The sequence below is a fragment of the Streptomyces sp. CC53 genome (genome assembly GCF_001865245.1).
GTDB lineage: Bacteria > Actinomycetota > Actinomycetes > Streptomycetales > Streptomycetaceae > Streptomyces.
The window spans coordinates 20,333-45,136 of record NZ_MKXB01000150.1; the positions used below are offsets into that span (position 1 = coordinate 20,333).

21 protein-coding genes are annotated in these 24,804 nt (G+C 73.0%); 4 read left to right on the plus strand and 17 right to left on the minus strand.

The genetic code is table 11. The features are described 5' to 3' along the window. A partial coding sequence (locus BJP40_RS16180; protein ID WP_226962432.1) for an ATP/GTP-binding protein occupies positions 1-436 on the plus strand: 436 nt, incomplete at its 5' end. Between the two features lie 227 nt (positions 437-663). On the opposite strand, the gene BJP40_RS16185 is transcribed toward BJP40_RS16180, so the two are convergent. Beyond that, on the minus strand, positions 664-873 hold the full coding sequence (locus BJP40_RS16185; RefSeq protein ID WP_071280968.1) for an acyl-CoA carboxylase subunit epsilon: 210 nt from the start codon (positions 871-873) through the stop codon (positions 664-666). Positions 874-886: 13 nt separating this feature from the next. Beyond that, entirely contained in the window at positions 887-2,470 is a 1,584-nt protein-coding gene (locus tag BJP40_RS16190; protein ID WP_071280969.1) for an acyl-CoA carboxylase subunit beta, read from the minus strand. 211 nt (positions 2,471-2,681) lie between these two features. Between BJP40_RS16190 and BJP40_RS16195 the strand changes: the two genes are divergently transcribed. After that, complete coding sequence (locus tag BJP40_RS16195; RefSeq protein WP_071280970.1) at positions 2,682-3,869, plus strand: acyltransferase; 1,188 nt, start codon at positions 2,682-2,684, stop codon at positions 3,867-3,869. Positions 3,870-3,908: 39 nt separating this feature from the next. Here BJP40_RS16195 and BJP40_RS16200 read toward each other — a convergent pair whose 3' ends face one another. The 7 genes from BJP40_RS16200 to ureA all read right to left on the minus strand — a co-directional run bounded on the left by BJP40_RS16200 (position 3,909) and on the right by ureA (position 12,224). After that, entirely contained in the window at positions 3,909-5,243 is a 1,335-nt protein-coding gene (locus tag BJP40_RS16200) for a hypothetical protein (protein WP_071280971.1), read from the minus strand. 31 nt (positions 5,244-5,274) lie between these two features. Then, on the minus strand, positions 5,275-6,897 hold the full coding sequence (gene cimA, locus BJP40_RS16205; RefSeq protein WP_071280972.1) for a citramalate synthase: 1,623 nt from the start codon (positions 6,895-6,897) through the stop codon (positions 5,275-5,277). Positions 6,898-7,192: 295 nt separating this feature from the next. Continuing rightward, complete coding sequence (locus tag BJP40_RS16210; RefSeq protein ID WP_079171228.1) at positions 7,193-7,741, minus strand: TetR/AcrR family transcriptional regulator; 549 nt, start codon at positions 7,739-7,741, stop codon at positions 7,193-7,195. A gap of 74 nt (positions 7,742-7,815) precedes the next feature. Beyond that, positions 7,816-8,352 carry a hypothetical protein gene (locus BJP40_RS33035; protein WP_071280974.1) on the minus strand — a complete coding sequence of 179 codons (537 nt, stop codon included), beginning with the start codon at positions 8,350-8,352 and terminating at the stop codon, positions 7,816-7,818. 68 nt (positions 8,353-8,420) lie between these two features. Beyond that, positions 8,421-9,452: an agmatine/peptidylarginine deiminase gene (locus BJP40_RS16220; RefSeq protein WP_071280975.1), complete on the minus strand. Its 1,032-nt coding sequence runs from the start codon at positions 9,450-9,452 to the stop codon at positions 8,421-8,423. A 253-nt stretch (positions 9,453-9,705) separates the two neighbouring features. After that, positions 9,706-11,388: an urease subunit alpha gene (locus BJP40_RS16225; protein WP_071280976.1), complete on the minus strand. Its 1,683-nt coding sequence runs from the start codon at positions 11,386-11,388 to the stop codon at positions 9,706-9,708. Beyond that, a complete protein-coding gene (ureA, locus tag BJP40_RS16230; protein ID WP_071280995.1) occupies positions 11,388-12,224 on the minus strand; it encodes an urease subunit gamma in 837 nt (278 codons plus the stop codon). The genes BJP40_RS16225 and ureA overlap by 1 nt, the downstream gene beginning before the upstream one ends. 825 nt (positions 12,225-13,049) lie before the next feature. On the opposite strand from ureA, the gene BJP40_RS34360 reads away from it, so the two are divergent. Beyond that, positions 13,050-13,193 carry a hypothetical protein gene (locus BJP40_RS34360; RefSeq protein WP_177204401.1) on the plus strand — a complete coding sequence of 48 codons (144 nt, stop codon included), beginning with the start codon at positions 13,050-13,052 and terminating at the stop codon, positions 13,191-13,193. 304 nt (positions 13,194-13,497) lie between these two features. Here BJP40_RS34360 and BJP40_RS16235 read toward each other — a convergent pair whose 3' ends face one another. From BJP40_RS16235 to BJP40_RS16260, 7 genes are all read right to left on the minus strand, one after another. Continuing rightward, positions 13,498-14,589 carry a branched-chain amino acid aminotransferase gene (locus tag BJP40_RS16235; RefSeq protein ID WP_071280977.1) on the minus strand — a complete coding sequence of 364 codons (1,092 nt, stop codon included), beginning with the start codon at positions 14,587-14,589 and terminating at the stop codon, positions 13,498-13,500. Between the two features lie 270 nt (positions 14,590-14,859). Then, positions 14,860-15,903, minus strand: coding sequence for a 3-isopropylmalate dehydrogenase (locus tag BJP40_RS16240; protein ID WP_071268880.1), 1,044 nt, complete (start codon positions 15,901-15,903; stop codon positions 14,860-14,862). Between the two features lie 77 nt (positions 15,904-15,980). Further along, the gene (locus BJP40_RS34365) at positions 15,981-16,118 is read right to left on the minus strand and encodes a hypothetical protein (RefSeq protein WP_175499922.1); all 138 of its coding nucleotides are present in this window, start codon (positions 16,116-16,118) and stop codon (positions 15,981-15,983) included. Between the two features lie 266 nt (positions 16,119-16,384). Continuing rightward, on the minus strand, positions 16,385-16,933 hold the full coding sequence (locus tag BJP40_RS16245; protein WP_071280996.1) for a GNAT family N-acetyltransferase: 549 nt from the start codon (positions 16,931-16,933) through the stop codon (positions 16,385-16,387). Between the two features lie 174 nt (positions 16,934-17,107). After that, a complete protein-coding gene (locus BJP40_RS16250) occupies positions 17,108-18,163 on the minus strand; it encodes a S1 family peptidase (RefSeq protein ID WP_071280978.1) in 1,056 nt (351 codons plus the stop codon). Positions 18,164-18,333: 170 nt separating this feature from the next. Continuing rightward, positions 18,334-19,965, minus strand: a complete 1,632-nt coding sequence (pruA, locus tag BJP40_RS16255; protein WP_071280979.1) for an L-glutamate gamma-semialdehyde dehydrogenase — start codon at positions 19,963-19,965, stop codon at positions 18,334-18,336. A 123-nt stretch (positions 19,966-20,088) separates the two neighbouring features. Beyond that, a complete protein-coding gene (locus BJP40_RS16260) occupies positions 20,089-21,015 on the minus strand; it encodes a proline dehydrogenase family protein (RefSeq protein WP_071280980.1) in 927 nt (308 codons plus the stop codon). A gap of 214 nt (positions 21,016-21,229) precedes the next feature. Between BJP40_RS16260 and BJP40_RS16265 the strand changes: the two genes are divergently transcribed. Beyond that, the gene (locus tag BJP40_RS16265; RefSeq protein WP_071280981.1) at positions 21,230-22,387 is read left to right on the plus strand and encodes a CdaR family transcriptional regulator; all 1,158 of its coding nucleotides are present in this window, start codon (positions 21,230-21,232) and stop codon (positions 22,385-22,387) included. A 554-nt stretch (positions 22,388-22,941) separates the two neighbouring features. On the opposite strand, the gene serA is transcribed toward BJP40_RS16265, so the two are convergent. Further along, complete coding sequence (serA, locus tag BJP40_RS16270; RefSeq protein ID WP_071263916.1) at positions 22,942-24,543, minus strand: phosphoglycerate dehydrogenase; 1,602 nt, start codon at positions 24,541-24,543, stop codon at positions 22,942-22,944. Between the last annotated feature and the right edge of the window lie 261 nt (positions 24,544-24,804).

Here is a 24,804-nt window from a genome sequence, read left to right on the forward strand (position 1 = left end):
GTCCGCTTCCGCGGGGATCGACGACCTCACCCATACCGGCGACAAGACGACGACGACCGTCGCCATGGACTTCGGCCGGATCACCCTGGACCAGGACCTGATCCTCTACCTCTTCGGCACCCCCGGCCAGGACCGCTTCTGGTTCATGTGGGACGACCTCGTACGCGGCGCCATCGGCGCCGTCGTCCTCGTCGACACCCGCCGCCTCGCCGACTGCTTCCCCGCAGTCGACTACTTCGAGAACAGCGGCCTCCCCTTCGTCATCGCCCTCAACGGCTTCGACGGACACCAGCCCTACACCCCCGACGAGGTCCGCGAAGCCCTCCAGATCGGCCCCGACACCCCCATCATCACCACCGACGCCCGCCACCGCGCCGACGCCAAGAGCGCACTCATCACCCTGGTCGAGCACGCACTCATGGCCCGACTGCGGTAAGCAGGCAGCGTTTCCGCGAGAGGCCCGCGCACCCTTCCGGTGCCGCGGGCCTCTCGCGTGTGCGGTGCGCGCCCGGGTGCGGTGGGGCCCCGCGGGCGGCTGGTGTGCGGGGGACCTGCCGGCCGGCCGGGCGGGGGCTGCCGCGCGCCCCTCCCCGGGCACGGGGAAGGCCCCCGCACTCGCGGTGACGCGGCGAGTGCGGGGGCCTTCCGGGTGTCTGTGCGGGCTCAGCCCTGCCAGGAGTGCGGCGCCCGGAAACCGGACTGGCGCTCCAGACGCCGCCAGCCGGCGGTGGAGCGGGCGGGGCCGGCGGCTCCGGCGGCGGGCCGGGCCGCGGCGCGGGCGAGGATGACCGCGGTGAGCGCGGCGAGCTCCTCGGGGGCTGCGTGGCCCTTCTCCACCCGGAGGAGCGAAGGGTCGACGGTGGGTGTGGTCACGGGGACTCCTCGGTCACTGGGGCGGGTTGCCGTGCTTGCGGGAGGGCAGGTCCGCGTGCTTGGTGCGCAGCATGGCGAGGGACCTGATGAGCACCTCCCGGGTCTCCGCGGGGTCGATGACGTCGTCCACGAGCCCGCGCTCGGCGGCGTAGTACGGGTGCATCAGTTCGGCCTTGTACTCCTTGACCATGCGGGCGCGCATGGCGTCGGGGTCCTCGGCGTCGGCGATCTGCCGGCGGAAGATCACGTTCGCGGCGCCCTCGGCGCCCATGACGGCGATCTCGTTGGTCGGCCAGGCGTAGGTGAGGTCGGCGCCGATGGACTGCGAGTCCATGACGATGTAGGCGCCGCCGTACGCCTTCCTGAGGATCAGCGAGATCCGCGGCACGGTGGCGTTGCAGTAGGCGTACAGCAGCTTGGCGCCGTGCCGGATGATGCCGCCGTGCTCCTGGTCGACGCCGGGCAGGAAGCCGGGCACGTCGAGCAGCGTGATGATCGGGATGTTGAAGGCGTCGCACATCTGCACGAACCGGGCGGCCTTCTCGCTCGCCTCGATGTCGAGCACGCCGGCCAGCGTCTGCGGCTGGTTGGCGACGATGCCGACGACCTGCCCGTCCAGCCGCGCCAGGGCGCAGACGATGTTGCGGGCCCAGCGCTCGTGGACCTCCAGGAACTCGCCGTCGTCGACGAGCTCCTCGATGACCTTGTGCATGTCGTACGGCCGGTTGCCGTCCACGGGCACCAGGTCCAGCAGCGCGTCGCCGCGCCGATCGGCGGGGTCGCCGGTGGGGTGGACGGGCGGGTTCTCCCGGTTGTTGGACGGCAGCAGGGACAGCAGGTACCGCACCTCGGCGATGCAGGTCTCTTCGTCGTCGTACGCGAAGTGGCAGACACCGGAGGTCTCGGCGTGCACGTCGGCGCCGCCGAGCCCGTTCTGCGTGATCTCCTCGCCGGTGACGGCCTTGACCACGTCGGGACCGGTGATGAACATCTGCGAGGTCTCGCGCACCATGAACACGAAGTCGGTGAGCGCCGGCGAGTAGGCGGCGCCGCCCGCGCACGGGCCCAGCATCACGCTGATCTGCGGGATGACCCCGGACGCCTTGGTGTTCCGCTGGAAGATGCCGCCGTAGCCGGCGAGCGCCGAGACGCCCTCCTGGATGCGCGCGCCGGCGCCGTCGTTCAGCGAGACGAGCGGGGCGCCGGCCGCGATGGCCATGTCCATGATCTTGTGGATCTTGGTGGCGTGGGCCTCGCCGAGGGCGCCGCCGAAGATGCGGAAGTCGTGCGCGTACACGAACACGGTGCGGCCGTCGACGGTCCCCCACCCGGTGACGACGCCATCGGTGTAGGGCTTCTTGTTCTCCAGCCCGAACCCGGTCGCGCGGTGCCGCCGCAGCTGCTCGACCTCCCGGAACGACCCCTCGTCCAGCAGCAGCTCGATGCGCTCGCGTGCGGTCAGCTTGCCCTTGGCGTGCTGCGCCTCGGTGGCGCGCTCACTGGGGCCGCGCTTGGCCTCCTCGCGCAGGGCGTGCAGCTCGGCCACCCGCCCGCGGGCGTCGGTGGCCTCGCCCTGGGTTTCGTCCACAACGGTCATGCACCGACCCTACGGAGCCGACCAAGGAAATCCCGCCGTCGACTCCGTACAGTCTCGGGAGTGTTCTGCTGTACCTCCTGGACAGAACCGCTTCCCGGTGCAGCCGAAGTACCAGGGTTGTACCCGGATGGCCTAGAGGGGTCCTACAAACGGTCACGGCAGTGATGATCCCCGGGCGAGGGGGCGCCGCGGGCGCGGCGATAATCTCCTGATGCGACAAGCGAACCCCGCCCGCCCCCGGGCCCGCCGCGCGCCCGCGGCGGATCTCTCCGGCAGGGACAGACTGCCGTCCCTCACCGGCCTCCGCTTCTGGGCCGCCCTCCTGGTCGTGCTCTACCACCTGTCCCGGCAGGTCGGGGAGATACCGTACGTCAGCGACACCGTGTGGTACGGCCGCAGCGGGGTGACGTTCTTCTTCGTCCTCTCCGGGTTCGTCCTGGCGTGGACGTACGACGGCAAGGCCGTCCCGGCGAAGGTCTTCCTCTGGCGGCGCTTCGCCCGCATCTGGCCGCTCATGGTGGCCACGGGCGCCCTGTCCGTCGCCGTCTGGGTGTGGCTCGGCCAGACGGCGATGGTGTCGGCGAAGGCCGTGATCACGAACCTGCTCCTCGTGCACGCCTGGATGCCGGACACCGTGAAGGGCGCCAACCCCGCCGCCTGGTCGCTCAGCGACGAGGCGTGGTTCTACCTCGTCTTCCCCCTGCTCATGGCGCTCCCGGCGTTCCGCTCGGGCCGCGGCCGCCGCTGGATATGGGCCTTGACCTGCGTCGGCGTGGTCCTGGTGTGGATGGCCGGCGCGCTGATCGAGCCCGGGTCGACGCGGGTGTGGGCGCTGGACTACCTGCCGCTGTCCCGCATGCTCCAGTTCGTCCTCGGGGTCGCCGCGGGCCTCGCGGTGGCCCGCGGCTGGCGCCCGCCCGTCGGCCTGTGGTCGGCGGTGGCGCTGACCGCCGGCTGGCACCTCGTCCTGATCCCGTGGTCGTGGTACACCTCGGACGCCGACTGGTACGGCCCTTACCACGCCTCACAGCTGTTGTCGACGCCGGTCTTCGCTCTCCTCGTCGCGGCCGCCGCCCGCGCGGACCTCGACGGCCGCCGGACCGGCCTGGGCGGCCGCTGGGCGGTCCGGCTCGGCCACTGGTCGTTCGCCTGGTACCTGATCCACGAGATCGTCATCCGCTCCTGGCTGGGCGCCTACGGCCGCCCGGAGGGCCTGGTGGACACGGCCCTGGTCTGGCTGCTGGTGATCGTCGTCAGCCAGGCCCTGTCCGGTCTGGCCTACCACGGGGTGGAGCACCCGCTGGAACGCCTGCTGCGCGGCGCCGGCCCGCAGGTGCCCCGGCCCCCGGCACCCGCTGCGGCCGGCCGGCCGTCGGGCGAGCCGGCGCGTACGGGCTGAGAGCGGGGGGACGCTGACGGCCGGCCCGGGCTCGGCGGTTCAGAACCCGCCCCCGAAGTCCCCGCCGCCGAAGCCGCCGCCGCCCCAGTCGCCGCCGCCCCCGAAGTCGCCGCCGAAGTCGGAGGGGTTGTAGTCGGCGCCGGAGAAGTCGCCGCCCTGGAAGTCGGCGCCGCCGTACTCGGCCGCGTACGCGGGGGTGGACAGCATGGAGCCGAGCATCGTGCCGACGAGGAGGCCCGGCAGGATGCCGCCGGTGTAGTAGCCGGCGGCCCAGGGGCCGTAGGCGGGGCCGGCCTCCCAGTACGGGCGGGGGCCCTGGGGGGTGTCGACGGTGCGCGCGTCCGGAGATTCGCCCGCCTTCAGCCGGGACTCGTCCGCCGCGCAGACCGGGACCTCCCGCGGGGTGCCGCCGGACGGTGTCCACTGCAGGGAGGTCACCGACGGGCCGTGGCGGGGGTCGAAGAAGCAGGGTGCCCGCCGCTCGGGAAGCGGGCGGCCCTCGCGGCGGGCGGCAAGGACGGCCAGCGCGTGGCGGCCGTCCGCGAGGGACTCGGTGACGTCGCGGACGTCGTGGGGGTGGCGGGCCTGCGCCATGAGGGACTTGGACCGGTCGTAGGCGTCCAGCGCGTGCTCGTAGTCGGCGCGCATGGCGTCGTCCGCCGACGGGTCGCCGGGGTGGAAGTCGAGGCGGTCCAGTTCCTCGCCGAACGCCGTGATGTCCTCGTCGACCACCGTGCGGAGCTTCGCCAGGGACTCCTGTTCCTCCTCCCGCCTGCGGGTGCGCCTGCGGAGGGCGACGGCCGTGCCTCCCGCCGCCGTGGCGGCCAGCAGGGTGCCGACCGTGATCAGCCCGCCCACGGGGACCTCGCCGTCCGGGACGCCCGCCCAGGAGGAGGGTGCCGAGCCGCGCATCTGCGGCAGGGCCTGGTCCGCGAAGGTGTTCAGCTCGGTCTCCGTGTCCACACCGGGCTGCCGGACCGCCGACACGAGGTTCTGGACCGCCTGCTGCGGCATGACCGCACGGTCCGCGCCCGCGTCGAAGGCGTCGCCGAGGCGGACCGCGTAGACGCCGGTCACGCCGGTGAAGGTGCGCAGGTCCTGGAGGAGTCCGTCGGGCGGGAAGTCCTCCGTCGCCGGGAGGACCGCCATCATCAGGGGCTTGTCCGCCTGGAGGATCTTCTGTTCCAGCGCCCGCTCCGCGGAGGGCGTCAGCTGCGCCCGCGCGTCCGGGTGGACGTAGACGGGATCCTGCCGCAGGGCCGATCCGGCGTCCTGTAGCGCGTCCGAGGCCGCCCTCGCCAGAGCGGCGGGCGCCAGCGCCAGAAGAAGCGCCAGTACCAGACCCGCCACCACCGAGAGCGGCCTCGTCCTCATATCATCGACATTACCCCAAACGGGGGAAAGGTCACGACCGTGGCGTTCCGTCCTTCGCCGGCTCGACGCCCGCCCTCAGCAGCCCGTACGTGTACGCGTCGACCAGGGCCTGCCAGGACGCGGCGATCACGTTCTCCCCCACGCCCACGGTCGACCACTCGGCCTCGCCGTCGCTCGTCGTGATGAGGACGCGGGTCGTGGACTCGGTGCCGTGGCTGCTCTCCAGGATGCGGACCTTGTAGTCGACCAGCTCCAGCTTCGCCATCTGGGGGTAGATCCGCTCCAGGGCGACGAGCAGGGCGCGGTCGAGGGCGTTGACCGGGCCGTTGCCCTCGGCGGTGGCGACGATCCGTTCCCCGTCGGCCCACACCTTGACCGTGGCCTCGTTGGCGTGGGTGCCGTCCGGGCGGTCCTCGACGATCGCGCGCCACGACTCGGTGCGGAAGTAGCGGATGGCGCGGCCCTCCGCCTCCTCGCGGAGGAGGAGTTCGAAGGAGGCGTCGGCCGCCTCGTACGTGTAGCCCTGGAGTTCGCGTTCCTTGACGCGGTCCACCACCCGGCCGACCAGTTCCCGGTCGCCGCCGAGGTCGACGCCCAGCTCCTTGCCCTTCAGCTCGACGGACGCGCGGCCGGCCATGTCGGAGACCAGCATCCGCATGGTGTTGCCGACCTGCTCGGGGTCGATGTGCTGGTACAGGTCCGGGTCCACCTTGATCGCCGAGGCGTGCAGCCCCGCCTTGTGCGCGAACGCGGACACGCCGACGTACGGCTGGTGGGTGGAGGGAGTCAGGTTGACCACCTCGGCGATGGCATGGGAGATCCTCGTCATCTCCTGGAGGGAGCCGTCGGGCAGCACGCGCTTGTGGTACTTGAGCTCCAGCGCGGCCACCACGGGGAACAGGTTCGCGTTGCCGACCCGTTCGCCGTAGCCGTTGGCCGTGCACTGGACGTGCGTCGCGCCGCCGTCGACCGCGGCGAGAGTGTTGGCCACCGCGCAGCCGGTGTCGTCCTGGGCGTGGATGCCGAGCCGGGCGCCGGTGTCCGCCAGGACGGTGGAGACGACGGCCTGCACCTGGGGCGGGAGCATGCCGCCGTTGGTGTCGCAGAGGACGACGACGTCGGCGCCCGCCTCGTGGGCCGCGCGGACGACGGCCTTCGCGTACTCCGGGTTCGCCTTGTACCCGTCGAAGAAGTGCTCGCAGTCGACGAACACCCTGCGCCCCTGCTCGCGGAGGTACGCGACGGTGTCTCGGACCATCGCGAGGTTCTCGTCCAGCGTGGTGCGCAGGGCCAGTTCCACATGACGGTCGTGGGACTTCGCGACCAGGGTGATCACCGGGGCGCCGGACTCCAGCAGGGCCTTGACCTGCGGGTCTTCGGACGCCTGGATGCCGGCGCGGCGGGTGGCGCCGAACGCCACAAGCTGCGCGTGCCGGAAGTCGATCTCCGCGCGGGCGCGGGCGAAGAACTCGGTGTCCCGGGGGTTGGCGCCCGGCCAGCCGCCCTCGATGAAGCCCACGCCGAACTCGTCCAGGTGCCGGGCGATGGTCAGCTTGTCGGCGACGGTGAGGTTGATGCCCTCACGCTGTGCGCCGTCGCGCAGTGTCGTGTCGAACACGTGGAAGGTGTCGTCGACGGGCTGAACCGTGGTCATGGCTGCTGTCCTGCTCCTGTGGGATGTGGCTCCGGGTTCCGGAATGAACGGATCCACTTGTCCCCATCTTCGCGCGCCGCCCTCCGTGCCCGAGGGTGGGGGCCCGGAAAACGAAAAGACCCCTCGCGGGTGCGAGAGGTCTGCGCGCGGGTCTGGGACACGGTGTCCGCTGTGACGACGTCGGTGGCGTCGGGTTCAGCGGTCACTGCGGACCGGCGCGCTGCTGCCGATAATCATCGGGTTTGCGAGCACGGCGGCAGTTTGCCACAGGCGGGCCGAGGCATGGGCACGGGTCTCACGATGCGGTCAGCACGGTCTGCGCCAGGTGTTCCCGTACGTGGGCGAGGACCTGGTCGCGGCCGGTGCCCGGTATCCCCACCGCCACGTGCACGCTGAACCCGTCCAGGAGGGCGCGCAGCCGGGTCGCGTAGCGGTCGGGGTCGACCGGGCGCAGCTCGCCCCGCGAGACGCCCTCGGCGAGCAGGGCGACCAGGTCGCGGTGCCAGGCCCCCTCGATGGCCGCCTGCCGGGCGCGGGCGTCGGCGTCGGCGTTCTGCGACCGGTTCCAGACCTCCAGCCACAGCGTCCAGTGCGGGTCGCGGGGGCCGTCGGGGACGTACAGCCCGACGTACGCCGCGAGGCGGTCGGCGACGGGGAGCGCGTGCTGCGACAGCAGGGCGCTGCGGTCGGCGCCGAGGCGGCCCTCGCTCCACTCCAGGGTCTGCAGGAGCAGTTCGTCCTTGGAGCGGAAGTAGTAGACGAGGTGGCCGCTGCTCATGCCGACCTCGCGGCCGAGCCCCGCCATGGTGAGGCCGTCCAGGCCCCGTTCGGCGATCATCGCCATGGCGGCGGCGAGGACCTCCTCGCGGGGCGGGGCGGCGTTGCGGCGCCTCGCGGTGGCGGCTTTGCGGGGTTCGTTCACTCGTACGTTGTACCTGATCTCCAGCCGGCTTCGGCCATGCGTGCGCGGAGTGCCTCCACCCGGTCGGCGGCCACCTCGGGCGGGCACGCCAGGTCGGACAGGACGGTGGCGCGGTCCGCGTCGCTCAGCAGCTCCGCGACGACGGCGGCCGCCTGGTCGTGGGGCAGGGTGTCGGCCAGCAGGACGAGCGCCGCCTCGTGGTCGCCTTCACCCCAGTCGGTGTACCTGACCTCGCGGAGGCTCACGATGGTGTCGACGGTGTCGGTCGGCAGGGACATCCAGGCGCGGATGCGGCCGACGTGGTCGGCCACGTAGGCCATGAACCAGCGCATGACCTCGTACGGCACCTCGTGGCTCCCGGCCGGGTCGTAGAAGCGGAACGACGGCTGCCGCTTCGGGTCCTCGTCCGGGATGACCGCCGTCAGCAGGGACCGGACGTCCCAGTGGTGGAGCTCCAGGTGCCAGGCGTCCTCGGGCAGGCAGTAGTGGTGGGTGACGGTGTAGCCCTCGGGGGGCGTCGGCGGTCCGGGCACGGGTCCAGAGTCGCAGCCGGACCCGTGCACCCACCAGCGGGTTTACGGCCCGGCGGCCGGGCCCGCCGTCAGACCTTCGGCTGCTGCTGGGTGATGCAGTGGATGCCGCCGCCGCCCGCGAAGATCGTGCGGGCGTCCACCAGGGTGACGGTGCGGTCGGGGAAGAGGCGGCGGAAGATGCCGGCGGCGATCTCGTCGCGCGGGTCGTCGAAGGCGCACAGGACGACGCCGCCGTTGCACAGGTAGTGGTTGATGTAGGAGTAGTCGACCCACTCGCCGTCCTCCTTGAGGACCGTGGGCGCGGGGACCTCGACGACCTCCAGCGTGCGGCCCTTCGCGTCGGTCTGGGAGCGCAGGAGGGCGACGTTCGCCTTGCACAGCTCGTGGTCGGGGTGGGCCGGGTCGGGCTGGGTGTGCGCGACGACGACTCCGGGGCGGGCGAAGGCGGCGACGATGTCGACGTGGCCGCGGGTGCCGTACATGCCGTAGTCGCCGGTGAGGCCGCGGGGCAGCCAGATCGCCTTGGTGGTGCCGAGCCGGGCGTGGATCTCGGCCTCCACCTGGGCTCGGCTCCACCCGGGGTTGCGTTCCGGGCCGAGCTGGACGGTGTCGGTGAGCAGGACGGTGCCCTCGCCGTCGACGTGGAGGGCGCCGCCCTCGTTGACGAGGGGGCTGCTGTGCACGGGCACGCCCGCGGCGCCGGCGACATGGCGGGCGATCTTGGCGTCGTGCTCCCAGCGCGCCCAGTCCGCGGCGCCCCAGCCGTTGAACACCCAGTCGACGGCCGCCAGTTCGGTGCCGTTGGTGACGAACGTCGGGCCGATGTCGCGCATCCACGCGTCGTCCAGGTCCCGTTCGAGGAGGTCGATGTCCGGGCCCAGGGCTGCGCGGGCGGATGCGGTGTCGCCCGGTGCCACGATCATGGTGACGGGCTCGAAGCGGCGGACCGCGCGGGCCACGTCCGCCCAGGCCGTGCGCGCCTCGGCCAGCTCCTCGGCGTCGGTGAAGGTCGGGTTGCGGCTGGGCCAGGCCATCCAGGTGCGTTCGTGCGGGGCCCATTCCGCGGGCATGCGGAAGCCGGCGGGCGTACTCGACGTCATGGAGGTGTCCTCGGAGGTGTCGGGGATGTCGGGAGGGGGAGGCGGGGAGGCGTCACGCGCCGGTCCACGGGGCTCCGGGTCCCGGAGCGTCAGGCTCCGAAGGCCCGCGGCCGAGAGCCCTCGGCTTCAGGTGCCGGAGCGCCGCGGCCGAGAGCCATCAGCCTCAGGTCCTGGAGCGCCCGGGGCCGAGGGCTCCGCGGCCGGGAGTCCTCGGCCCCGGGACTCGGAGCGCCCGGCGTCGACGCGTCGCGCGTCACAGGAAGTAGAGGCGGTTCAGGCTCACCGAGTCTGCGGGGGCCGAGCGGACCGGGTCGCCGTCCAGCGTGACCAGGCCGGTGCGGGCGTCCACCGCCACGTCTCCGATGCGGGAGTTGAGGAGCAGGTTCCCGGGGCCGATGCCCCGGGTGTCGCGGACCGCGACGCGTCGGCGGCGGGTCGGCATGCCGTCGCCGCCAAGTTGCGCCGCGGCCCCGGACACGAACGCCACCGAGATGTCGGCCGCGGTCGCGCCGTGGGCACCGAACTGCGGCCCCAGTACGAGGGGTTCGCAGGTGTCGGTGGCGGCGTTCGGGTCGCCGACCACCCCGTACGCGGGGAACCCGGCCTTCAGGACGAGCTGCGGCTTCGCGCCGAAGAACTCCGGCCGCCACAGCACGATGTCGGCGAGCTTGCCGACCTCGATCGAGCCGACCTCGTGCGCGAGCCCGTGCGCGATGGCCGGGTTGATGGTGAGCTTGGCCATGTACCGCAGGACGCGGGCGTTGTCGTCGCCGTCGCCGTCGCCGTCCAGCGGGCCCAGCTCGGCCTTCATCTTCCCGGCCATGGCGAAGGTCCGGCGTACGGTCTCGCCGGCCCGTCCCATGCCCTGCGCGTCCGACGACGTGATGCCGATCGCGCCGAGGTCGTGCAGGACGTCCTCCGCGCCCATCGTGCCCTCGCGGATCCGCTCTCGGGCCATGACGGCATCTCCGGGCAGGTCGGTCTTCAGGTCGTGGACGGAGACGATCATGCCGTAGTGCTCGGCGACCGCGTCCCGTCCGAAGGGGAGGGTGGGGTTGGTGGACGAGCCGATGACGTTGGGGACGCCCGCCATCTTGAGGACGTTGGGGACGTGCCCGCCGCCGCAGCCCTCGATGTGGAAGGCGTGGATGGTCCGGCCCTCCAGGACCTTCAGGGTGTCCTCGACGGACAGGCACTCGTTGAGGCCGTCGCTGTGCAGGGCGACCTGCACGTCGTGCTCCTCGGCGACCCGCAGGGCGGTGTCGAGGGCACGGGTGTGGGCGCCCATGTCCTCGTGGACCGTGAAGCCGGACGCACCGCCCTCGGCGAGGGCCTCCACCAGGGGGGCGGGGTCGGAGGAGGAGCCGCGCGCCAGGAACCCGATGTTGACGGGCCAGGCGTCGAAGGCGTTGAAGGCGTGCTTCAGGGCCCACGGGGAGTTGACCCCGACACCCCAGACGGGGCCGAACTCCTGCCCGATGATGGTGGTCACGCCGGAGGCGAGGGACGCCTCCATGATGCGGGGGGACAGCAGGTGGACGTGGGTGTCGACGGCTCCCGCCGTGGCGATCAGGCCCTCTCCGGAGACGATGCTGGTGCCCGTGCCGACGACGACGTCCACGCCGTCGAGGGTGTCCGGGTTGCCTGCGCGGCCGATCGCGTGGATGCGGCCCTCGCGGATGCCGACGGACACCTTGCGGATGCCCTGCACGGCGTCGATCACGAGGACGTTGCTGATGACGACGTCGCAGGTGTCGCGGACCGCGGCGGCCTTCAGGTGCAGTCCGTCGCGGGCGGTCTTGCCGAAACCCGCGAGGAACTCGTCGCCGGGCTTCTGGGCGTCGGACTCGACGCGGACCGTGAGCCCCGAGTCGCCGAGGCGGACGCGGTCGCCGGTGCGCGGGCCGTGGACGGATGCGTACTCGTAGGGGTCCATCAGTCGTTCTCCTCCACTCCGGTCCCGGGTGCCTGCACCCGCGCGGCCGGTGCCGCCGCGGCCGGTCCGGCGCCGAGGGCCGCCGCCGCGGCTTCTCCCGCCGCCGCCTTCGCCGCCGCGGCGGCTCCCGGCAGCGGCGCGGGGGCCGGCGGTGGCGCGTCCGCGCCCAGGTAGCCGCAGGCCGCCGCCCTGCGGAGGGCTTCCGCCTTGGCGCCGGGTGCGTCGAGCGGGCCGTCGACGAGGCCCGCGAAGCCGACGGCGACACGGGCGCCGCCGATCGGCACGAGCCCGACCTCGGCCTCGCCGCCGGGGTCGAAGCGCATGGACGAGCCGGCCGGGATGCACAACCGCATGCCGTACGCGGCGGCGCGGTCGAAGCGGAGCCGGGGGTTGGCCTCGAAGAAGTGGAAGTGCGAGGTCACGCTGATCGGCACGGCGGCGGTGTTGCGAACGGTGAGCTGCACCTCGGGGGCGGCTTCGGTGTAGCCGGGGCCGGGGAGGAGGGCGCCGGGGGCGTCCTCTCCGGAGCGGCGCGCTCCGATGGGGTCGGACACCACGGCGAGCCGGGAGCCGTCGTCGAACACGGCCTCGACATGGACCTCGGTGACGACATCGGCCACACCCGGCAGGACGTCGTCGGGGCCGAGGACGGACCGGGCGGCGTGGATCGCCTCCGCGAGGCGCCGCCCGTCACGGGCGGCCTCGCACACGGTGTCGGCGATCAGGGCCGTGGCCTCGGGGACGTTCAGCCGCAGTCCGCGGGCGCGGCGGGCCCGGGCGAGTTCGGCAGCGCCGAAGAGCAGCAGCCGGTCGCGTTCCGTAGGGGTCAGTCGCACGTCGTTCACACCTCCTGGGCGCGCACTTGCCTGCATATTTGAGCGCCACTCTAACTTGAGTGCGCCCACAAGGACAGCGTTGACTGGTCGAGCAGGATGTGCTGCATAGAGTGTTGCTCAAATGCCCACCGTGTGGGGGCGGGCAGAGGCGATCGGCGGAGGAAGCCCCGAAGAGGAGGAGGCAGTCGGGGAGAACAGTCAGTTGCGAGCGGGCTCGCGGGCCTGTCGCCCACCCGGCAGCAGGCCCGCCCCAAGAACGCCCTGGGCTCGCCACGGACGCAGGCGCCCGAGCCCTGGCCGGCGAAGGGGGTGGCTCGACGCCTCGACCCGCGCTCCCGGCGCAGGGCCTCATCAGGGCCGGCGGGAACGCGAGGCCCGGCACCCGGAACGGCGGGCGAACGACCGGGCCCGAGAGTTCGACCGGGCGGCCGGGTGACCGGACGGCCCCTCGTCGCTCACCGGGTGCGGGTGGCAGGGGCAGCGCCCCTGGACGGGAGCGGCAGGGCAGGCAGCTTCCTGACGGCTCAACCGGCAGGTCGGCGGCGGCGTCTCCTGGCGTGGACCGGCGGCGTCCGCGGCCGGCAGGTGCACGTGTCGCAGGCGACCACGGGGGTGTCGCCGGCGCCACGCGCGGGCGGCCGGCGCCGCCGGCGACGGGGGCTGTCGGCGGGCGGCGACCTGCTGCGGCACGGGGGGAGGCGATCCACCCCGGGAGCCCGCCACGGGGGCTGCGACCCGAGGCACCGCCGAGCGGTCCGGCTCACCCCGGGTGAGCCGACACGAGGGGCACGAGACGGGAGGACCCGGGCGGAAGAGATCGCGGGCGTGGCAGTACGAGCACTGAGGACGGTGGTCGGCGTCCTGGTGCACACCGCGGACGTCGTCGTCGACCTCCTGGCGTGCCGCGAGGAACGGCGTCGGCGCCGAGCGCGGCGTCCGCACGCGCTCCGGAAGCAGCCGCGGACCTGAGAAGCCCGCGGCTGAGGTAAGCGACCCCCGGGGCGGCGCAGCCCGGCAGGTGGCGCCCCCGCGCCCGTGGCGCGAGAGGCGTCGCAGGTGCCCTGCCCGGAGGCCGCCGGACGCAGGCCCTGGGGCCGGGCTCGCCCGCACCCCGTGCGGAGGACCGGCCACGGACGCCTCCGGCACGTACGGCACAGGGCCCGTTCGGGGGCCACTTGCACAGGCGCACAACTGGCAGAAGGGCCCGCCCCGTGCGGGAGGCGTCCGGTGGGAATCCTCCGCTGCGGGCCGGGCCCTTCCGGGGGTCCGGGGGTCAGGCGACCGGGCGGGTCCAGCCGTGGGCGTCCTCGGCGGCACCGGTCTGGATGTCCAGCAGCGCCTTGCGGAGCTTCAGCGTGACCTCGCCCGGCGTGCCGTCGCCCTGCGTCCACTCGCCGCCGGTGGACTTGACCGTGCCGACGGGGGTGATGACGGCGGCGGTGCCGCAGGCGAAGACCTCGGTGAGCGTGCCGTTCTCGGTGTCGCGGCGCCACTGCTCGGTGGAGATGCGGCCCTCCTCGGAGGAGAAGCCCAGGTCTCGGGCGACCTGGAGCAGGGAGTCGCGGGTGATGCCGGCGAGCAGGGAGCCGGTGAGCTCGGGGGTGACGATCCTGTCCCCGTACACGAAGTACAGGTTCATGCCGCCCATCTCCTCGACCCACTTGTGCTCCAGGGCGTCGAGCCAGACGACCTGGTCGCAGCCCTTCCCGGCGGCCTCGGCCTGGGCGAGCAGGGACGCGGCGTAGTTGCCGCCGGTCTTGGCGAAGCCCATGCCGCCGGGGACGGCGCGGACGTAGTTCTCGGACAGCCAGACGGAGACCGGCTTGACGCCACCCGGGAAGTACGCGCCGGCCGGGGAGGCGATCACGATGAAGAGGTACTCGTTGGCCGGGCGGACACCGAGCCCGACCTCGTTGGCGATCATGAAGGGGCGCAGGTAGAGGGACTCCTCGCCGCCGTGCGGCGGCACCCAGGCGGCGTCCTGCTTGACGAGGGCGGCGCAGGCGGCGACGAAGGTCTCGACCGGCAGCTCGGGCATGGCGAGGCGGCGGGCGGAGAGCTGGAACCGCTCGGCGTTGGCCTCGGGGCGGAAGAGGGAGACCGAGCCGTCGGGGCGGCGGTACGCCTTGAGCCCCTCGAAGATCTCCTGCGCGTAGTGCAGGGTCATGTTGGCCGGGTCGATGGACAGCGGCGCGTACGGAACGAGCTCGGCGTCGTGCCAGCCGCGGCCTTCGGTCCACTTGATGACCACCATGTGGTCGGTGAAGTGGCGGCCGAAGCCGGGGTTCGCGAGGATCGCCTCCCGCTCGGCGGTCGGCAGCGGGTGCGCGGAGGGCTTGAGCTCGATCGTCGTGAGCGTCGTCATGAGTGCTTGTCCTTCACCGGTTGTGTGTGACGGACCGCGCTCACGGCGCCCCGGCAGCCTGTGGGCAGCGCTGCTGGGACGTCCGAGTATCACCGCATGCCGCGGCCCCGCGTTCGATTATCGCTCGGGGGGCCGGGACGGGGAAACGGGTGTGACCGCGGTCCTGGTTCGATGGTGGCACCCGCGGCCGCACAGGAGAAGCCGCCGGGTGCGGGGAAGCGACCCGGCGGCTGTGTGTCTGGTGGTGTCCAGCGGTCTCCAGTCGGCGGGTCAGCTCGCTACGCGTACCGCGAGCGCGTCGCCGATCTCGTCCGTCGTGCGGGAGGCGGCGCCGGTGCGCTCGGTGAGGTCGGCGGCGACCGCGTCCTCGATGCGGGCGGCCTCGGCGTCGTACCCGAGGTGGCGCAGGAGCAGGGCCACGGACAGGATCGTGGCGGTGGGGTCGGCCTTGCCGGTGCCCGCGATGTCGGGCGCGGAGCCGTGCACGGGCTCGAACATGGACGGGAAGGCGCCCGTCGGGTTGATGTTGCCGGAGGCGGCCAGGCCGATGCCGCCGGTCACGGCCGCGGCGAGGTCGGTGAGGATGTCACCGAAGAGGTTGTCGGTGACGATGACGTCGAACCGCTCCGGCTGGGTGACGAAGAAGATCGTCGCGGCGTCGACGTGCAGGTAGTCGGTGGTGACCTCGGGGTACTCCTCGCCGACCTTGTCGAAGATCTTCTTCCACATGTGGCCGGCGTAGACGAGCACGTTGTTCTTGTGGACCAGGGTCAGCTTCTTGCGCGGCCGGGCGTTCGCCCGCTCGTACGCGTCCCGGACGACGCGCTCGACGCCGTAGGCGGTGTTGACGCTGACCTCGGTGGCGACCTCGGCGGCGGTGCCCGTGCGCAGGGAGCCGCCGTTGCCGGTGTACGGGCCTTCGGTGCCCTCGCGGACGACGACGAAGTCGATGTCCGGGCGCCCGGCGAGCGGGGTCGCGGTGTTCGGGAACAGCTTCGACGGCCGCAGGTTCACGTAGTGGTCGAAGGCGAAGCGCAGCTTGAGGAGCAGGCCGCGCTCCAGGACGCCGGACGGCACGGACGGGTCGCCGATCGCGCCGAGCAGGATGGCGTCGTGGCCCTTGAGGGCTTCCAGTTCCGTGTCGGGGAGGGTCTCCCCGGTGCGGTGCCAGCGCTGGGCGCCGAGGTCGTACTCCTTGGTCTCCAGCTTCACATCCTGCGGAAGGACGGCGCGGAGGACCTTGAGTCCCTGGGCCACGACCTCCTGGCCGATGCCGTCACCGGGGATCACTGCGAGATTGATGCTGCGAGACATGGCGGCACCCTACTCTTCGTCCCATTGCCTGACACCGACCGTCCGCCATATGGACGAGCGGGCGGCGTCCCCGGCTGTCAGTGGCCGGTGGAGCCGCCGTTGTCGCGGCGGTCGAGGGCGCGCTGCAGGGCTGCCGCGGCGTTCCTCCGCTCGGCGTCGGTGGGGCGTGCGGCGTGGCGGACGCGGGCGGCGCGGGGGGCGGTGGCGACGGACATGGCGGATCGACTCCTTCAGATGAGGGTCCCTCGGGCGAGGGCGGGGTGAAGGTGCCGGAAGGGGCGGGAGGCGCTGCCGCAGGGGTGACCTGCCGGGGGCGTTGCGCGCTCGACCGCCGTTCGCTGATGGAGCGAGACGTTCGGCTCCTACCAAGCTAAGGGAGCCGGACGCCTCTGTCTCCACAATTACTCGGACTTCCTACTATCTGAGACGGGCGGCCGTCCGGGCCGCCCGCCGGGCCCCGGCCCCCCTGCCCCGCCCCTGTTCAGAGCAGGTCGCCGTCGCGCCAGTCGAAGAGCAGCGGGCCCGCCTCTGGCGCGGGCAGCGGGCGGCCGGCGCCGGGGCGGAGGTAGGTGCTGTCCTCCTCGTCGGGGAGCGGGACGACGCCCTGGGGGCCGTACGCGCCGATGGCGCCGTTCCACAGCTGCCAGCCGTGCGCGCGGTAGAGCGGCACGCCGTCGGCGGAGGAGGAGAGGGCGCCGAAGTCGTAGGCCCCGTCGACGACCTCCTCCAGAGCCGCCATGACCCGGCCGCCGAGGCCCTGCCGGCGGCGGTCGGCCCGTACGCCCACCGCCTCGACGTACCCGACGCGGTGGGCGCGGCCCGCGTGCACGACGCGGCGCATGACGACACTGCCGTGGGCGGCGATCCGCCCTTCGGTGTCCTCGACGTACGCGTGGACGCCGCCGAGCCCGTGCTCCCAGTCCTCGTCGCCGAAGTCGCCGTGGAAGGCGTCGAGGAGGAGGGTCCGGAACGCGTCGAGCACGGCGGGCTTCAACTCGTAGGTGTGCGCGGTGCGCAGACGGTCGGTCATACCGTCCACTGTCGCACCGCGCGGCCGTCCGCCGCCCGCCATCCGGCGCGGGCGGTCGGCGGACGGGGTCCGCATGCGGTCCTAGGACGGCGGGTCGCCCCCGTCGGGAGGGCCGCCGGTGCCGCCCACGCCGCGGGGAGGCGCCGGCACCCCGCCGGGGCGACCGCCCGCGGCTCAGTACACGGCCACGCCGTACGCGGCGAGGGCCTCGCGCACCGGCTGGTGGATGGCGGAGCCGTTGGTGCCGGAGCAGCCGGAGCTGCCGGAGTGGATGCCGAGGGCGACGCTGCCCGCGAAGTGGGCTCCCCCGCTGTCCCCGCCGGCCGAGCAGGCGGTGGTGCGGACCATGCCGTAGACGGGCCCGCTGCTGTAGTTGACGGTGACGTTCACGGCGGTGACCGTGCCGCTGGTCACCTTGGTGGTGGATCCGCTCTTGCGGAGGGACTGGCCGACGACGGCGTCGGCGGCGGAGGCGATGTCCTGGTAGCTGCCGTTGTAGAGGTTGACCCGGCCGCCGGTGTTGGTGGTCGTGGTGTAGCGGACGATGCCGTAGTCGTTCGTCGGGAAGCTGCTGCCCTCGCGCACGCCGATCTGCGCGCCGCCGGAGGTGGCGGACCAGCTCGCGGAGATGTTCGTGCAGTGCCCGGCCGTCAGGAAGTACCGGGTGCCGTTCTTGGTGACGTTGAAGGCGGCCGAGCAGCGGGAGCCGCCACCGTAGATCGCGTCGCCGCCGGCGACCTCGCGGCGGAACTCGCCCGGTACGCGCGTGACGCGGACGGCGCCGTCGAGGGAGGCGGCGACCTTGCGGAGCCGCGCCATGTCCCTGGCCGAGACGGAGGAGTCGGCCTCCACGGCGATCTGGTTGGTGCGCGGGTCCAGGCCCCAGGAGGTACCGGTGATCTTGGCTCGGGCCTCCAGCGCGGCCACGGCGGCGTCCAGTTGCGCGGCGCTGCGCTGGACGCGCCGGGGGACGGCTCCGGCGGCGCGGGCCTTGGCGGCCGCGGCCTCCGTGGTGACGGTGACGACGAGCTCGCCGGTCGCGGCGTCGACGTAGGTGCCGGCGCTCTCGTCGCCCAGGCCCCGCTCGACGGCGGCGTCGAGCGCGTGGAGGCGGGCGGGGGCGGCGGCGCCGGACTCGTCCGCGGCTCCGGCGGGGGCGGCGCCGAGGCCGAGGGAGGCGGCGACGAGCAGGACGGAGGTGGCGATGCGCGCACGGGTGGTGCGTCTCATTCCGGGACTCCTTCGTCGGTGGGGGGAGGAGCGGGGGTGGGGAGGTACCGACGGAGAAGTCTGACGCGTACGCGACAAGTCGCAAGGGTGGGAACGAGCCGTTCACGAGAACCGCCCCCGTCCGGCGTGGGGGCCGGAGGGGGGCGGTGTCTACGGGAGGGCGGGAGCCGTCAGCCCATGTGCGGGTAGCCGTACTCGGTCGGCGGGACCAGCGTCTCCTTGATGGCGCGGGTCAGCGTCCAGCGCATCAGGTTCTGCGGGGCGCCGGCCTTGTCGTTGGTGCCCGAGGCGCGGCCACCGCCGAAGGGCTGCTGGCCGACAACGGCACCGGTCGACTTGTCGTTGATGTAGAAGTTGCCGGCGGCGTAGCGCAGCTTGTCCATCGTGTACGCGACGGCCGCGCGGTCCCTGGCGACGACCGAGCCGGTCAGGGCGTACGCCGACACCGACTCCATCTGCTCCAGCATGGCCTCGTACCGGTCGTCCTCGTACACGTACACGGCGAGGATCGGGCCGAAGTACTCGTCCCGGAAGACCTCGTTCTCGGGGTCGGTGCACTCGATGACCGTGGGGCGGACGAAGTAGCCGACCGAGTCGTCGTAGGTGCCGCCGGCGACGATCGTGCAGGCCGGATCCTGCTTGGCACGGTCGATCGCGGCCTTGTTCTTGGCGAAGGCGCGCTCGTCGATGACGGCGCCGATGAAGTTCGTCAGGTCGGTGACGTCGCCCATCGCGATGCCGTCGACCTCGGCCGCGAACTCCTCCTTGAAGCCGGAGTTCCAGAGGGAGGCCGGGATGTACGCGCGCGAGGTGGCGGAGCACTTCTGGCCCTGGAACTCGAAGGCGCCGCGGGTCAGCGCGGTCTTCAGGACGGCGCGGTCGGCGCTCGGGTGCGCGACGACGAAGTCCTTGCCGCCGGTCTCGCCGACGATGCGCGGGTAGGAGCGGTACTTCTCGATGTTGTTGCCGACCGTCTTCCACAGGTGCTGGAAGGTCTTCGTCGAGCCGGTGAAGTGGATGCCGGCGAGCATCGGGTGCTCCAGCGCCACCTCGGAGACGGCGATGCCGTCACCGGTCACCAGGTTGATGACGCCCTTGGGCAGGCCGGCCTCCTCCAGCAGCTCCATGAGCAGCACGGCGGCGTGGGTCTGCGTCGGGGACGGCTTCCAGACGACCACGTTGCCCATGAGGGCGGGGGCGGTGGGCAGGTTGCCGGCGATGGCCGTGAAGTTGAACGGCGTGATCGCGTAGACGAAGCCCTCCAGCGGGCGGTGGTCCAGGCGGTTCCAGACGCCCGGGGAGTTCGCCGGGGGCTGCTCGGCGAGCAGGTCGCGGGCGTACGACACGTTGAAGCGCCAGAAGTCGACGAGCTCGCAGGGCGTGTCGATCTCCGCCTGCTGGGCGGTCTTGGACTGGCCGAGCATGGTGGAGGCGGCCAGCGTCTCGCGCCAGGGGCCGGCCAGCAGGTCGGCGGCGCGCAGGAAGATCGCGGCGCGGTCGTCGAAGGACATCGCGCGCCAGCCCGGCGCGGCGGCCAGGGCGGCGTCGATCGCGTCCTGCGCGTCCTCGCGGGTCGCGCCGGCGAAGGTGCCGAGGACGGCACCGTGGTTGTGCGGCTGCACGACGTCCACCCGCTCGCCGCCGCCCATGCGCTTGACGCCGTTGATGGTCATCGGCAGGTCGACGGGGTTCTCGGCCAGCTCCTTGAGCTTGGCCTCCAGGCGGGCGCGCTCCGCGGAACCGGGGGCGTAGCCGTGCACCGGCTCGTTGACCGGGGCGGGGACCTGGGTCACAGCGTCCATGAGTTCCGTTGCTCCTTCTGGTGAGGTGGGGGCTCTGCCCTGGGGGTTCCGGGGTGTCGGGAAGGGGTTCCGGGGGCTCCCGAAGGGGTCCGGGAGCCGGTTTCTCCGGGGTTTCCGGGGGTTTCAGTTCTTGGTGATCATCGACCGTACGAAGAACAGCAGGTTCGCCGGCTTCTCCGCGAGGCGCCTCATGAAGTACCCGTACCAGTCGGTCCCGTACGCCGTGTAGACGCGCATCCGGTGGCCCTCGGCGGCCAGCCGGACGTGTTCCTCGCTGCGGATGCCGTACAGCATCTGGAACTCGTACTCGTCCAGTTTGCGCCCGTGGCGGCGCGCGAGCTCCTGCGTGACGGCAATGAGCCGCGGGTCGTGCGAGCCGATCATCGGGTAGCCCTCGCCCGCCATGAGGATCTTGAGGATGCGGACGTACGCCTTGTCGATCTCGGCCTTGTCCTGGTACGCGACGGAGGCCGGCTCCTTGTAGGCGCCCTTCACGATGCGCACGCGGCTGCCGTTCGCGGCGAGGCGGCGGGCGTCGTCCTCGGTGCGGAACAGGTACGCCTGGATCACGCAGCCGGTCTGCGGGAAGTCCTTCCGCAGCTCCTCGTGGATGGCGAACATCGAGTCGAGGGTGGTGTGGTCCTCGGCGTCCAGCGTGACCGTCGTGCCGATCGCGGCGGCCGCCTCGACGACCGGGCGGACGTTGGCGAGGGCCAGCTCGTGGCCGCCCTCCAGCGACTGGCCGAACATCGACAGCTTGACGGACATCTCCGCGCCGGCACCCAGGCCCAGTGGCGCCAGGCGCTCGACGAGCCGGAGGTAGGCGTCCCGGGCGGCCGTGGCCTGCTCGGCGGTGGTGATGTCCTCGCCGACGACGTCGAGGGTGACCTCCAGACCCTTCCCGGCCAGCTCCTGGACGATGGGGATGACCTGGTCGACCGTCTCACCGGGGATGAACCGGTCGACGACCGGCTTGGTCACCGGCGCCGCGGACACGAGACGGCGCATCTTGTCGCTGCGCGACGCGGCGAGGATCACGGGACCCAGCACGGGGCACCTCCACGAACAGGGGTCGGAGCTATCGGGAACGGCGGAACAAGCGGTACGGGTGACCGGATTCCGGCCAGGCGGCGACCTGTCGGAAACGGCACGGGGAACCACCGTGAAACCTAAGGATCGGCCCCGGCATCGGCCATCGACACGTGTCACGCGTCCGTGCCGCAGATCTCATACATCTGTCTGAAGCGCGTGGGACACTGTCCGGGTGCAGGGCGATTACCAGGAACTGGTCGACGAGATCTCGGTGCTGCTGGGCGCCCCGGCGACGCTGGAGGACCGGGACTTCGGGCTGATCGCCTTCGGGGCGCACGACAGCGACGACGCCACCGCGATGGACCCCGTCCGCACCCGCTCGATCCTCACCCGCAGGTCCACCCCGGCGGTGCGCAGCTGGTTCGAGGGCTTCGGCATCGCCCGGGCCACCGGCCCGGTGAGGATCCCCGCCTCCCCGGAAGCGGGGGTGTACCGGGACCGCCTCTGCCTGCCGGTGCGGCACCGCGGCGTCGTCCTCGGCTACGTGTGGCTGCTGGACGCCGAGCCCGGCCCGCCACCGGAGCGGCTGGACGCGGCGATGGAGGTGGCCGCCAGGATCGGCGCGCTGCTGGCGGAGGAGAAGCAGGCGGGCGCCGACCTGTCACGGGAGTTGCGGGCCGTGCTGACGGCGGACGGCGACGGCCGCCGCGAGGCGGCGCTGGCCGCGCTGCGCACGGCGCTGGGCCCGGGCGCGGAGGGCCTGCACGCGCTGGTGTGCGTGGCCCCCTGGCCGGAGGCCGACGCCCCGTCCGCCCGTACGGTCCCGGGCGCGGCGGCCCTGTGCACGGTGCCGTGGCGGGCCTCCGACCGCGGCGCGCTCGGCGCGCTCGTACGGCTCCGCTCGGCCGAGGCGCTGTCCCCCGCGCTCGCCGCGGGCGCCCGCCTCCAGGGCGCGGCGGGAACCGGCACGGGTGCGGGGGTGGGCGAGCCCCGGCGGGGCCTCACGGACCTGGCCGCGGCCTGGCGGGAAGCGGTGGGCGCGGCCCGCGCCGCCTTGGCCGAACCGCGGCTCGGGCCGGTCGCCGCGTGGTCGGGCATCGGCCCGTACCGGCTCCTCACGGGCCTGCCGGACCCGGCCGGCCCGGGCACTCCGGCCGGGGACCCGGCGGTGCGCCCCCTGCTCGCCCCGCACCACGCGGAGCTGGCCCGTACGGCGGAGGTGTACCTCGACTGCGCGGGCCAGGCAGGCCGCACGGCCACGGTCCTCGGCATCCACCGCCAGACGCTCTACTACCGGCTGTCCCGCGTGGAGCAGCTCACGGGCCTGGACCTGGACTCCGGTGAGGACCGGCTGCTGCTGCACATGGCGCTGAAGGCGCGGCGGCTCTGACGTCCCGCGGCCCGGGATCACGGCGAGCCGTGCGGCGTACGTGAGCGGGGCCGCGCCCCGCGTGCCCGCTGGGTGCCGCCACCGGCCCGGGCAGCGCCGACAGGGCCCTGGAAGTCCCCCTCATACCGCCGGGGTCACCTCGTGCGGCCAGGCGGCGCCCTGCACGGCCTGATGGCACCCGCGGTGCCGGACCGCCCACGTGATCGGGGCCCCCGCCCCGCGCGCGAACGGGGTCGCTCATGCCGCCGGGAGACACCGCATGCGGCGGCCGGGCCGCGCCCCGCGTGAGGACGGGAGCCCGTCGTGCCCCGGGCGGCACCTCGTGCGGCCAGGCAGCGCCGGGTGAGTGCTCCCCTGATGCGCCAGGGGCGCCTCGCGGGGCCGGCCGGGAGGGTGCGTGCGGGCCGGGCAGTCGCACGTAAGGGCGCTGACGGCCCGGCTCCCCACGCGGCCGGAAGCGGCTTCCGCGCGGGGCCGCGGTGCCCGCCTCGGCGCGAGACGACGGTGCCCCCAGCCGCCCGGGGGCGGATGGGGGCACCGGATGCCGGGAGCCGTCAGGCGAGGTTGACGGAGCGCGCGGAGGTGGCGCCGACCTCGGTGGCGAGTTCGGTCAGGACCGACTGCGGCACGGTGTCGTCGACGGTGAGCACGGCCAGCGCCTCGCCGCCCTCCTCGGCGCGCGCCACCTGCATGCCGGCGATGTTGAGGCCGGCCTCGCCCAGGATGCGGCCGACGGTGCCGACGACGCCGGGGCGGTCCTCGTAGCGCAGCACGACCATGTGGTCGGCGAGCGCCAGGTCCACGTCGTAGTCGCCCACCGCGACGATCTTCTGGATGTGCTTGGGCCCGACCAGGGTGCCGGAGATCGCGACCTCCTCGCCGTCGCCGAGCGTGCCGCGCACGGTGATGACGTTGCGGTGGTCGGGGGACTCGCTGCTGGTGGTGAGCCGCACCTCGACGCCGCGCTCCTGCGCGAACAGCGGGGCGTTGACGTACGAGACGGTCTCGTCGACCACGTCCTCGAAGACGCCCTTCAGCGCGGAGAGCTCCAGCACCTTCACGTCGTGCTGGGTGATCTCGCCGTACACCTCGACGTCGAGCCGCACGGCGACCTCGCCGGCCAGCGCCGTGAAGATCCGGCCGAGGCGCTCGGCGAGCGGCAGGCCCGGCTTGACGTCCTCGGCGATGACGCCGCCCTGGACGTTGACGGCGTCGGGGACGAGTTCGCCGGCCAGGGCGAGGCGGACGGAGCGGGCCACCGCGATGCCGGCCTTCTCCTGGGCCTCGTCGGTGGAGGCGCCCAGGTGCGGGGTGCACACGACCTGGTCGAGCTCGAACAGCGGGGAGTCGGTGCACGGCTCCTTCGCGTACACGTCCAGGCCGGCGCCCGCGACGCGGCCCTCCTTCAGCGCCGAGTACAGCGCCTCCTCGTCGACGATGCCGCCGCGGGCGGCATTGACGATGCGGACGGTCGGCTTGACCTTGTGGAGGGCCTCGTCGCCGATGAGGCCGAGGGTCTCCGGCGTCTTCGGCAGGTGGACGGTGATGAAGTCGGCGACCTCCAGCAGCTCGTCCAGCGTCAGCAGCTTCACGCCCATCTGCGCGGCGCGGGCCGGCTGCACGTACGGGTCGTAGGCGACGACCTTCATGCCGAAGGCGGACATGCGCTGCGCGACGAGGACGCCGATGCGGCCGAGGCCGACCACGCCGAGGATCTTCTCGCTGAGCTCGACGCCCGTGTACTTGCTGCGCTTCCACTCGCCGTTCTTCAGGGCGGTGTTGGCCTGCGGGATGTTGCGGGCGGTGGCGACGAGGAGGCCGCAGGCGAGCTCGGCGGCCGTCACGATGTTCGACGTCGGGGCGTTGACGACCATCACGCCGGCCTTCGTGGCGGCGGACACGTCGACGTTGTCCAGGCCCACGCCGGCACGGGCGACGACCCTCAGCCGGTTCGCGGCGGCGATGGCCTCGGCGTCGACCTTGGTGGCGGAGCGGATGAGGATGGCGTCGACGTCCGCGAGGGCGGGAAGCAGTTCGGCGCGGTCGGCGCCGTTGCAGTGGCGGATCTCGAAGTCCGGGCCGAGTGCGTCGACGGTGGCGGGCGACAGCTCTTCGGCGATGAGAACTACCGGCTTCTTCTGGGGGTGCGAGCTCACGAAAGGTCCTCACAAGTCCAGTGCGGACGGCCGTCCCGACGGCCGCAGGCGGTGGAGGGGCTTGTCGCGTGGAAGACGCACGACGCTGTGAGCCTGACGCGTACGGGTGTGCAGTGCCGCGCTCAGTCTAGTAGTGGCGGGGCTTGAATTCTGCGCCTCGTTGGCACTGTCACCCGCACGTGGCTGGACGCCGTGGACAAGCCGCGAACGGGGTGCGGCACCTCGCCGCGGATGACGCGGCGGGGGCGGGGGTCGCGCCCC

Bases quoted from the DNA above. Each gene is read 5' to 3' on its own strand.
- BJP40_RS16190 (WP_071280969.1), bottom strand. From the start codon at position 2,470: ATGACCGTTGTGGACGAAACCCAGGGCGAGGCCACCGACGCCCGCGGG.
- BJP40_RS16195 (WP_071280970.1), top strand. From the start codon at position 2,682: ATGCGACAAGCGAACCCCGCCCGCCCCCGGGCCCGCCGCGCGCCCGCG.
- BJP40_RS16200 (WP_071280971.1), bottom strand. From the start codon at position 5,243: ATGAGGACGAGGCCGCTCTCGGTGGTGGCGGGTCTGGTACTGGCGCTT.
- cimA (WP_071280972.1), bottom strand. From the start codon at position 6,897: ATGACCACGGTTCAGCCCGTCGACGACACCTTCCACGTGTTCGACACG.
- BJP40_RS16210 (WP_079171228.1), bottom strand. From the start codon at position 7,741: ATGGCGATGATCGCCGAACGGGGCCTGGACGGCCTCACCATGGCGGGG.
- BJP40_RS16220 (WP_071280975.1), bottom strand. From the start codon at position 9,452: ATGACGTCGAGTACGCCCGCCGGCTTCCGCATGCCCGCGGAATGGGCC.
- BJP40_RS16225 (WP_071280976.1), bottom strand. From the start codon at position 11,388: ATGGACCCCTACGAGTACGCATCCGTCCACGGCCCGCGCACCGGCGAC.
- BJP40_RS16235 (WP_071280977.1), bottom strand. From the start codon at position 14,589: ATGACGACGCTCACGACGATCGAGCTCAAGCCCTCCGCGCACCCGCTG.
- BJP40_RS16240 (WP_071268880.1), bottom strand. From the start codon at position 15,903: ATGTCTCGCAGCATCAATCTCGCAGTGATCCCCGGTGACGGCATCGGC.
- BJP40_RS34365 (WP_175499922.1), bottom strand. From the start codon at position 16,118: ATGTCCGTCGCCACCGCCCCCCGCGCCGCCCGCGTCCGCCACGCCGCA.
- BJP40_RS16245 (WP_071280996.1), bottom strand. From the start codon at position 16,933: ATGACCGACCGTCTGCGCACCGCGCACACCTACGAGTTGAAGCCCGCC.
- BJP40_RS16250 (WP_071280978.1), bottom strand. From the start codon at position 18,163: ATGAGACGCACCACCCGTGCGCGCATCGCCACCTCCGTCCTGCTCGTC.
- pruA (WP_071280979.1), bottom strand. From the start codon at position 19,965: ATGGACGCTGTGACCCAGGTCCCCGCCCCGGTCAACGAGCCGGTGCAC.